The sequence below is a fragment of the Adlercreutzia sp. ZJ154 genome (assembly GCF_011039055.1).
Classification (GTDB): domain Bacteria; phylum Actinomycetota; class Coriobacteriia; order Coriobacteriales; family Eggerthellaceae; genus Adlercreutzia_A.
The window spans coordinates 171,238-180,525 of sequence record NZ_JAAKEF010000002.1; the positions used below are offsets into that span (position 1 = coordinate 171,238).

The window sequence follows — 9,288 nt, forward strand, 5'->3', positions numbered from 1 at the left end:
GAGGACTGTTTGAGCGACTGAATATTTCTTCCCCCGCCTCAACATTCTTACTCCCAATACCACTTATCCACGTTGTTCACGAGCGACCACCCATGTCCATGCGGATGCGGTTTCTGAGCAGCTACTACCAAGTTTTCGCGCTTGAAATATAGGTGATCCACATTGCATAACCATACCCATGTAGCAGCACCCTGCGGAGCAACACCTTCCACACCATCCCATTGCGCCGCTTGCCATTCAGGATACGATGCATCCACACTGGTAGCAGCTAAGGCAGCATCTAAATGCTTGTCTACTTGTGCGTTTTTGTAGCATGCGTAATTGCCAGACGAATCGCCATAGTAAAGCATATATACCTCTACCGGGCTATTCGAGCCCCATCCCCAAAGCACAGGATCGCTATATTGGTGCGCATATATACCGGATGCATCATAAGTCCACCCCGACCCAACAGGATTAACCTCAATGCCTATATCACGCATCTGATTCGCAAATTCATTCGTCAGCGCCTGACGCACCGAATCGCTAGCGCTGTAATAACAATCAAAAGCTGCACGCAGCCCATCTTTTGCATAAATGCCGTCGCTAGCTAAAATCCACCCGGCATCTTCCATGCATTTCTTCGCAGCTTCTGCATCGAAAGACACTTCCATATCGGGGTTGTACCACGGCATACCGTCAGACACGCTATAAGCAGCACTACCGTAGCCATTCAAAACGCTATCTATCATCTTCTGACGGTCTACTCCAAAATTAATGGCGCGACGAACGGCAATATCGCTTGTAACATTGTTTCCAGCGCTTATCACCATGTCGTCTTCTATTACTCGGCTATCACCCGCCAAAATAGCAGGTAGCGATATTCCGCGCGAATCTACCGATTCGCAATTCAATACTTCATATCCTGCAGGATGCGCAGAATCGACCATTGTGGCAGCAGTATAAGCCACATCAATTTGACCGGAGTTAGCGGCGGCAAGTGAAGCATCTTCTCCCATAAACACAACAATAAGGCGCTCCATCAAAGGCGCATCGCCATAATAATCAGGGTTAGCCTTCAAAATAACCTGCTGACCCCTGTCCCACTGTTCCAACATGTAGCGCCCACTGCCAATGGGGTTTGTGCCATATGTGGCTGCATCATATGCGTGCTCTGGCACAATTCCAACAACAGCCAACGTGTACAACATAGCGTTATAGGGCTTATTCAGATGCAGCTGCACACAAGTATCGCTAGTAGCCACAGCTGTATCAATCATGGATAAATCAGCTTGCGCAGCTTCATTAGAGTTTATGCCATTTATGGTGAAGGCTACATCATGTGCTGTAAGGGGTTCTCCATCGGTGAATTTTACATCGTCGCGAATGTTGAAAGTCCACGTAAGTCCATCTTCTGAACATTCATAAGATGTTGCCAAATCATTTACAAAATTAAGATCGGTATCTGTTGTTATAAGGGTAGATTGAATTAGCGGCTCGTGCACATGCTCTCCGCAGCCCCAGCTAAACAGAGGATCAAACCCCGCCTCGGGCTCAGAGGTTGTAGTCATGGAAACTGTTACCTCGTTTGTCTTTTTAGCCGTTTGCTCAGCACTACTTGCATTACTAGAACTACTGCAACCCAGAAGCGACGATGCGGTCAGCGCCGCAATTCCAGCGCCTGCTGCACCCACAAAACTCCTACGTGTAATTCCACGAGCCATACTATCCACTTCCCTCCATTAAGAATGTTACGTTTTCGTTTTTCGTAACACCGCTGATTCTAGCATGTTACCTTCGCATTTGCATACAATCTTTTAAGAATTAGAGAATTGGCTAGAAAAACTGGTTATAAAAAGACTGCCATTACAATAAGAAGTGCGCCCCCCAGCACGGTTAGCACGCCATCGCTAGGTGAAAACTTCGTCTCGGATAGTTGAGTTCTTTTAACACCCGGCATGCCGTAACACCTAGCATCCATAGCCATTGCAAGCCTATCGGCTCTGCGAAACAAGCCCACAAACATCGGGATAAGAATAGCCATATGAGCCTTAATTCGCCCAATAATTGATCCCTCATTTAACGGAGCGCAGCGCGACCACTGAGCATCACGTATTCGCATATATTCCTCAGCTGTAACAGGGATAAAACGTATAGCTATGCTAAAAACCATTGATATATCGTCAGTAGGAACGTGCAATTTTTGAAGCGGACTAAGAAAACTATTTAGCGCGTCGGTTAGCTGAGTAGATGTGGATGTAAAACAAACTATTAGGCTTGCCCAAACAAGCAGAAGAATGCGTATCGCAAAAAAACAGCCGCGGATTAGGCCGTCTATCGTAAAAGTAAAACTGCCATATTCAAAATGAAACGCATTTGCCACAATGGTGAATGCCGCTAACACATACACCACCGTCGCTATCCCGAATACACGCGCAACAGGAATACGCGATGCTAGTAAAACCGCAAATAGCGCTACAGCGGCAATGCCCATCCCAATCCAAGAATCTATGAAAAATAAACAGACTGAATAAATTAGTAGCAGAATAATTTTCGAGCGCGCATCACAGCGATGCACGCTCGAATTACCTGCAATGTATGTAGAGATGCTGATAGCAGCCAAATGCTATTAAGCTTTCTCTTCAACTTTCTCTTCGGCAGCCTCGGCGTTCTCGGCAACCTTTTCTTCAGCCTCAGCTTCTTCAGCGCGCACTTCTTCAGTTTCCTCAGCGCGCACTTCTTCAGCCTCTTTAGCAGCTTCTTTCTCTTCAGCAGTCTCTTTAGGAGCAGCCTTCTTCGGAGCCGCTTTCTTAGCAGAAGTAGCCTTCTTCTCAGCCTTGGGCTTAACAGTCTCGTTCACAAGTTCCATGATAACCATTGGCGCATTGTCGCCCTTGCGCGGACCTAGCTTCATAATACGAGTGTAGCCACCATTGCGACCCTCGAACATGCCTTGGTTGACTTTTTCAAATATCTCACGAACAAGTTCTTTGTCGCCACCAAGAGCGGCAATAGCCAAACGCCTAGAATGCAAATCGCCGCGCTTAGCCCAAGTGATAATCTTATCGACATCGCCACGAATTTCCTTCGCGCGGCTATCGATAGTCTTAATGCGATCGTTCAGAAACAGTGCCTGAACCAAGCTGCGCTTCATAGCTTTTGTGTGGCTCCAATCGGTGCCAAGCTTGCGCCCTTTATACTTATGTCTCATAACACTTCGCTCCTATAGTTTCAAATTCAAGTCCATCGAGATAAGCTTATCTTTCACTTCCTCGATAGATTTCGCGCCGAAATTGCGAATATTCAGCAGATCGTTCTCGCTGAATTCCACCAACTGACGCACCGAATGTATACCAGCGCGCTTTAAGCAGTTGTAGGAACGGACCGACAAATCCAAATCTTCAATCTGCTTATCTAGCTCTGCATTACTCTCAGTACCCTCAGGAGCGAAGATGGAGACTGCCTCCACCTCGTCTTCCTCGTCGTGGTCGCCGAGCGCAAGGAAAGCGCCCATATACTGATTGATTATGTTTGCTCCCTGACAGACCGCATCGGCTGGAGTGATAGATCCGTCAGTCTCTACCTCAAGTACCAGCCTATCGTAGTCAGTACGCTGACCTACACGCGTGTCTTCCACATTCATAGTGCAGCGCTTTACCGGACTAAACAGCGAATCCACAGGGATTATGCCGATAGGATCTTCAGTACGCTTATTGTTGTCAGCGGAAACATAACCGCGTCCAACACCAATGCGAATAGTCATGTCAAACTGACCACCGTCGGCAACAGTAGCTATAACATGCTCTGGGTTAATAAGCGTAAACCCGGTGGGAACCTGTAGGTCGGCACCAGTAACAGTGCAAGGTCCTTCCGCAGAAACGTGAGCTGTGGCTTCCTCCACATCATCAACCTGCTGCGCAAATACCAAACCCTTAACATTTAATACTATATCGGTTATGTCCTCTATCACGCCTTCAGCAGTAGTGAATTCGTGCTGGACACCTTCTATCTGAATAGCAGTAGCCTTTGCCCCATCAAGAGACGAGAGCAACACGCGGCGCATAGAATTGCCGAGAGTTGAACCGTACCCACGCTCTAATGGTTCTACGATGTAGCGAGCTACTGTGGCGTTCACTTCTTCCGTTGTTACAGTAGGCCTCATGAACTCTGTCATGTTCGGGTAGCCTCCTTAAATAGCCGCGATTATTTCGAATAAAGTTCGACGATGAGCTGTTCGCGAATGTCGGAGTCGATCTGATCGCGCTGTGGAAGTGAGAGCACGCTGCCCTGCAACTTCTCTATGTCTACCTCCAGCCATGCCGGAACTGCCGAACGCTCGTTACTGATAAGAGCACTCTTGATAACTAGCATGTCGCGTGCCTTAGGTGCAACAGAAACCAGATCGCCCGGACGCACTCTAAACGATGGGATATCCACCCTGCGACCGTTAACCTGAATGTGACCATGGCGTACCTGCTGACGCGCCTCTGCGCGCGACTTGGAGAAACCAAGACGGTACACAACATTGTCAAGTCTGCTTTCAAGAATACGCAGCAGATTCTCACCAGTAATACCTTGGGCACGGTTTGCCAAGTCGTAATAATGGCGGAATTGCTTTTCTAGTAGACCGTAAATGCGCTTAGTCTTCTGCTTCTCGCGAAGCTGTTGACGATATTCGCTTTCTTTAATGCGCTTTTTACCAGCATCACCCGGTGCATAAGCGCGGCGCTCCATGGCGCACTTGTCGGAATAGCAGCGGTCGCCCTTCAGGAAGAGCTTGCACCCTTCGCGGCGGCACAGCCTGCAGTCCGCTCCTGTGTATCTTGCCATAAATAGATCCTTTCAGTTACACGCGGCGGCGCTTCTTGGGGCGGCAGCCGTTGTGCGGAATGGGTGTGCAATCTTGAATGCTAGCAATTTCTAGCCCTGCAGCCTGAAGGGTACGAATGGCTGTCTCGCGACCGCTGCCCGGACCCTTAACGAACACGGACACCTTGCGAAGACCGTGCTCCATAGCCACCTTGGCGCATGCCTCAGCTGCCATCTGTGCCGCAAACGGCGTAGATTTGCGAGAGCCTTTAAAACCAACTGTACCAGCAGACTGCCAAGCGATCACATTACCCTGAGGATCGGTGATGCTAATAATAGTGTTATTGAACGTAGATTTGATGTGAGCAGCACCCACAGCAATGTTCTTACGCTCAGAGCGCTTAACGCGCGTTGTAACGTTTTTCTTTGCCATTATGCTCCTCGCTTACTTTTTCTTACCGCCGATTTGCTTGCGCGGACCTTTGCGCGTGCGCGCATTGGTATGGGTGCGCTGCCCACGAACGGGAAGACCCTTACGATGGCGAAGACCGCGATAGCAGCCAATCTCCATCAAGCGCTTTACGTTCTGAGAAACCTCGCGGTGCAGGTCGCCTTCAACTTTAAGGTTAGCCTGAATGTAATCGCGTAGTTTCGCTAAATCTTCTTCCGTCAGGTCCTTCACACGAGTGTCAGGATTAACACCGGTGGATGCGAGAACCTCTTTAGATGTGGTGAGTCCGATTCCGTAGATGTAGGTCAAGGCTATTTCGATGCGCTTGCTCTGCGGAAGGTCAACACCGACAAGACGTACTGCCATGTTATAAACCCCCTTAACCTTGGCGCTGCTTATGGCGGGGGTTCTCGCAAATTACGAGCACCTTGCCATGGCGCCTAATGATCTTGCACTTGTCGCACATCTTCTTGACCGAAGGACGTACCTTCATTTCAATTCCTTTCGGTTATGCGTCTTCTCTATATTCCACGCCCAGCCGCTGGCGATTATTTTCTAGGCTGTTATTTAAAGCGGTAAGTAATGCGACCGCGGTTCAAATCGTATACGGAAAGTTCAACCGTAACTTTATCCCCCGGAAGTATCTTGATGTAATGCATACGCATTTTGCCGGAAATGTGTGCCAGAATCTCATGGCCGTTTTCGAGCTCCACCTTAAACATTGCATTCGGCAACGCTTCTTTAACGGTGCCCTCAAGCTCGATAACATCTTCTTTAGCCAAAAGTGTCCTCCAAAGCATTCATGTTTTCCGGGCTTTATCACCCGCCGTTTTGCCGCGAATACGCAGCAGCTATCTATCCTAACAAAAAACTTCTGTATTTTGAATGAGAATTTGAAAAAATGGCGCACAAAAAATGAAACCGGCGGTGCTGGTTTTTAGAACCTGCTTGTCAGGCTAGCGGCTTAAAGCCGCGCAACCTAAAATCTTAGACGTTGCCGCAGTACGTGCGACAAAGCTTAGGTCGCCAGGTATTCGCATTGCATGAAAAGCAAACGCTGCCGCCTTGTCGGCAAAAGAGATGTTAGCAGAAATACAGATGCGCTCGCAAGCATCTAAGCTAACGAGCGCATTAAATAAACCACAAATAACAAATAAACTAGGCTTTGTAATAAGTCCATGTAACCTTATCGCCCGCAGATACCGCATATTCTCCAGCCGATACAGATGGCATTTCCCCATTGACAGAGTAAGTCCAACCATTAGAACCCTCGTTAGATATACCATCAATCATTTCTACAAACGGACCGTAAGACGAATCAACCGTAGCCACCTGTATATCAAGTTCAGTAAGCGCATCTAAGGCAGTCATACCGTCTTTTATTTTCACATCAGTATCGGCTATTGGCTCTTCTCCGTCAGGATTTTCCACCGTAACATGTACTACTTCCCCAGCTTCTACAGCACTCTCAGGAACGGGATTTCTCGTGTCCTGATCCATGTCTTCCACGCTAGGTGCGCCACTTGCGCATCCGAACAAAAACATTGACGCAGACATTACTAGGGCTACAAGGCATATACCAAATCGCTTAAATTGTTTCATCAAACCACTCCTTTATTGCAAAACGCAAACAGCATGTGCATTCGAATTATATTGCTTTTTGGGACATATTCCCCTTTTTGGTAATAAGCAGAAATAGGAGAAACGCCACAATAGCAAGACCCGATAGACATAAATACATAAGCCGATACCCACTAAGCGGCACCAGTAATCCTAACAATAGCGGTCCTACCCCAACTCCTAAATCTAGCATTATGTAAAAAGTTGAATTAGCCAAGCTTAAACGAGTGTCGGATGTGACACGCACCGCCATTGCCAAACCGCACGATTGCACAGTACCTACTCCAAAACCAGCAAGAAGCGCCGAACCTAAAAGCATCCAATCGTTTGTAGTAGCGCTCAATACAGCCATACTAAGAGCAAACGATAGAAATGCCGGAATCATAACTGGTCTTGGTCCGTAGCGGTCGAATGCTTTACCGGTAAATGGTCTAGTTATGAACATACTGATTGCATACACAATGAAGAAAACACTAGCTGCGCGGGTCATATCCATGGTTTCTGCAAATGGTGTTAAGAAGGTAAGCAAAGCCGAATAGCCGAAGTACACCAATCCAGCCACACCTGCAATTGGAAGCACCCCAACCTCTATAATCTTATCGAGCAAACCTAGTTTTTGCGGCGCTTGTGTTGGAGTAGGTTTAGCGGCTTTCAAACTTGTCTGAGAGCGTTTAGTAGCAGGCACACGCATTAGCGCCGCCAAAATTAGCGCTATCACAGCAGCGGCAATTGCAAAAATGAACAACACCCGAAAATCGAAATGATTCGATACAAGAATCCCCACAAATGGACCTATAGCCGCACCGAGCGTAACCGACAACATATAGTAGCCTATACCTTCTCCCTTACGAGTTGGCGGCACTATGGCGGTAACTATCGTAGCCATACAAGTAGAGAATATTCCATAAGCAAAGCCATGCAAAAATCGAATACAGAGCAAGAGTAAGATATCTGTGCCCACAAGATAAAGTGCAGTAAAAACGATGGTGAATACCGCGCCTATAATAGAAAGACGCTTCCTGCCCACGCGCTCCATAGCTGCACCGCTAACAAGTCTGGCAAATAAAGTACCAATAATGAATATGCTAGCTGTAAATGCCGCTAGCGATTCGGGTGCGTTGTAGGCACGCATCGCATAGGCGGTCATAACAACCATAAGCATGAAATAATTAAGTGTTATTGTGAAATTCGCAAATGTTCCTATTAGAAAAGATGGCGTCCACAATTCCTCAGATGACGCAGAAGACATCTATCATTCATCTTCTTTCGCGATAAGTACTGCTATAGGAGATTCTTTTGTAACCGCATAGCTAACACTGCCAAGATATCCCTTAACGCCGCCGCGACCACGACTTCCCATGATTATAAGATCGCATCCTTCTTCGCGTGCACAACGAACTATAAGATCTGCAGGCGAAGTGCCCACAAGCAGCTTTATTTCGACGGAATTCGGTATGTTATTAGCGATAAGTTCTAATTCTTCAAGAATATCTTGCGCATCATTTGCAATGACGGTATCAACTCCGGCAGTCATAGTGCCTACTCCCGCCATGCGCGTTACATGTACGAACACCAACTCTATATGTTCGCTGGGTCTTATGATGCCAAGTGCCATATTCAGCGCGCGCTTCGATGCAGCCGAGCCATCATATGCTACTAAAATCTTGTTACACCACATTTATGACCCTCCCTTTCGTGTTTTTTCGCCAACTATTCTGATCATATTACCGTAACTACGATTGACCACATTGACATACACGTATAAAATAACGGTTCGTCCGCAAAAGGTTTGGGTCGTTAGCTCAGTTGGTAGAGCAGGGGACTTTTAATCCCAAGGTCGCGGGTTCGATTCCCTCACGGCCCACCATTTCTTTATGCGGAATGCTTCGCTGGGGTATCGTCCAACGGCAGGACTCTGGTTTTTGGTGCCAGCTATCTAGGTTCGAATCCTGGTACCCCAGCCATTTGAATACGTCTAGCACGTCGTCTTGCCACTTATTTTGAACTCTTCATTGGACGAAGCCAATTCGGTTCAAAAGCGTGGCAATACAACGCACTATCCGCATCCAAAAGACAACTTGGTCTTAGAACAGTTCAATATGATGCGCTCTTTAAGCCAGACATTGTCGCGGTTCGAAAACGTGGCAATACAACGCACTATCCGTATCCAAAAGACAACTTGGTCTTAGAACGATTCAATATGATGCGACATATAGGCAGAAAAGTGTGTAAGGCTCAGTCCATCGCAAAGGGGTAAGGAGTGCTGTTGTGGAACTCTGATCAAACCAGACCGTGTGTTACATTCGTCACTTTTTAGGCGAAAAATGGTCAAAACTTCCGACTTTCCACAGTCTATAATGCCAAATTACGCCAATTACGAATCAAAATAGAATTGAAGAACCCTGTTTGCCCAGTGTTCTCCACAATTC

General features: G+C 47.3%; 12 protein-coding genes and 2 tRNA genes. 2 read left to right on the top strand and 12 right to left on the bottom strand.

The features are described 5' to 3' along the window. Positions 1–47: 47 nt before the first annotated feature. From G7Y37_RS01975 to G7Y37_RS02030, 12 genes are all read right to left on the bottom strand, one after another. Positions 48–1,703 (bottom strand): ABC transporter substrate-binding protein, encoded by a 1,656-nt coding sequence (locus G7Y37_RS01975; protein ID WP_165061024.1) that lies wholly within the window; start codon positions 1,701–1,703, stop codon positions 48–50. Positions 1,704–1,828: 125 nt separating this feature from the next. Next, positions 1,829–2,602, bottom strand: a complete 774-nt coding sequence (locus tag G7Y37_RS01980) for an energy-coupling factor transporter transmembrane protein EcfT (protein WP_206214061.1) — start codon at positions 2,600–2,602, stop codon at positions 1,829–1,831. Positions 2,603–2,608: 6 nt separating this feature from the next. Beyond that, on the bottom strand, positions 2,609–3,190 hold the full coding sequence (gene rplQ, locus G7Y37_RS01985; RefSeq protein ID WP_165060952.1) for a 50S ribosomal protein L17: 582 nt from the start codon (positions 3,188–3,190) through the stop codon (positions 2,609–2,611). A gap of 12 nt (positions 3,191–3,202) precedes the next feature. Further along, positions 3,203–4,153 (bottom strand): DNA-directed RNA polymerase subunit alpha, encoded by a 951-nt coding sequence (locus G7Y37_RS01990; RefSeq protein WP_165060954.1) that lies wholly within the window; start codon positions 4,151–4,153, stop codon positions 3,203–3,205. A 29-nt stretch (positions 4,154–4,182) separates the two neighbouring features. Further along, positions 4,183–4,809 carry a 30S ribosomal protein S4 gene (gene rpsD, locus G7Y37_RS01995; protein ID WP_165060974.1) on the bottom strand — a complete coding sequence of 209 codons (627 nt, stop codon included), beginning with the start codon at positions 4,807–4,809 and terminating at the stop codon, positions 4,183–4,185. Positions 4,810–4,825: 16 nt separating this feature from the next. Next, positions 4,826–5,221, bottom strand: coding sequence for a 30S ribosomal protein S11 (gene rpsK / locus G7Y37_RS02000; RefSeq protein WP_165060977.1), 396 nt, complete (start codon positions 5,219–5,221; stop codon positions 4,826–4,828). Positions 5,222–5,233: 12 nt separating this feature from the next. After that, positions 5,234–5,605 (bottom strand): 30S ribosomal protein S13, encoded by a 372-nt coding sequence (gene rpsM / locus G7Y37_RS02005; RefSeq protein ID WP_165060980.1) that lies wholly within the window; start codon positions 5,603–5,605, stop codon positions 5,234–5,236. Positions 5,606–5,618: 13 nt separating this feature from the next. Beyond that, complete coding sequence (gene rpmJ / locus G7Y37_RS02010; RefSeq protein ID WP_006363204.1) at positions 5,619–5,732, bottom strand: 50S ribosomal protein L36; 114 nt, start codon at positions 5,730–5,732, stop codon at positions 5,619–5,621. A gap of 70 nt (positions 5,733–5,802) precedes the next feature. Next, entirely contained in the window at positions 5,803–6,021 is a 219-nt protein-coding gene (gene infA / locus G7Y37_RS02015; RefSeq protein ID WP_165060983.1) for a translation initiation factor IF-1, read from the bottom strand. 376 nt (positions 6,022–6,397) lie between these two features. Beyond that, entirely contained in the window at positions 6,398–6,841 is a 444-nt protein-coding gene (locus G7Y37_RS02020) for a DUF4430 domain-containing protein (RefSeq protein WP_165060986.1), read from the bottom strand. Positions 6,842–6,887: 46 nt separating this feature from the next. Continuing rightward, complete coding sequence (locus tag G7Y37_RS02025; protein WP_165060989.1) at positions 6,888–8,108, bottom strand: MFS transporter; 1,221 nt, start codon at positions 8,106–8,108, stop codon at positions 6,888–6,890. 3 nt (positions 8,109–8,111) lie between these two features. Further along, entirely contained in the window at positions 8,112–8,537 is a 426-nt protein-coding gene (locus G7Y37_RS02030) for a universal stress protein (protein ID WP_165060992.1), read from the bottom strand. 113 nt (positions 8,538–8,650) lie between these two features. On the opposite strand from G7Y37_RS02030, the gene G7Y37_RS02035 reads away from it, so the two are divergent. Next, positions 8,651–8,726: transfer RNA gene (locus G7Y37_RS02035), tRNA-Lys, on the top strand. 23 nt (positions 8,727–8,749) lie between these two features. Continuing rightward, positions 8,750–8,823, top strand: a tRNA-Gln gene (locus tag G7Y37_RS02040). Positions 8,824–9,288 lie beyond the last annotated feature (465 nt).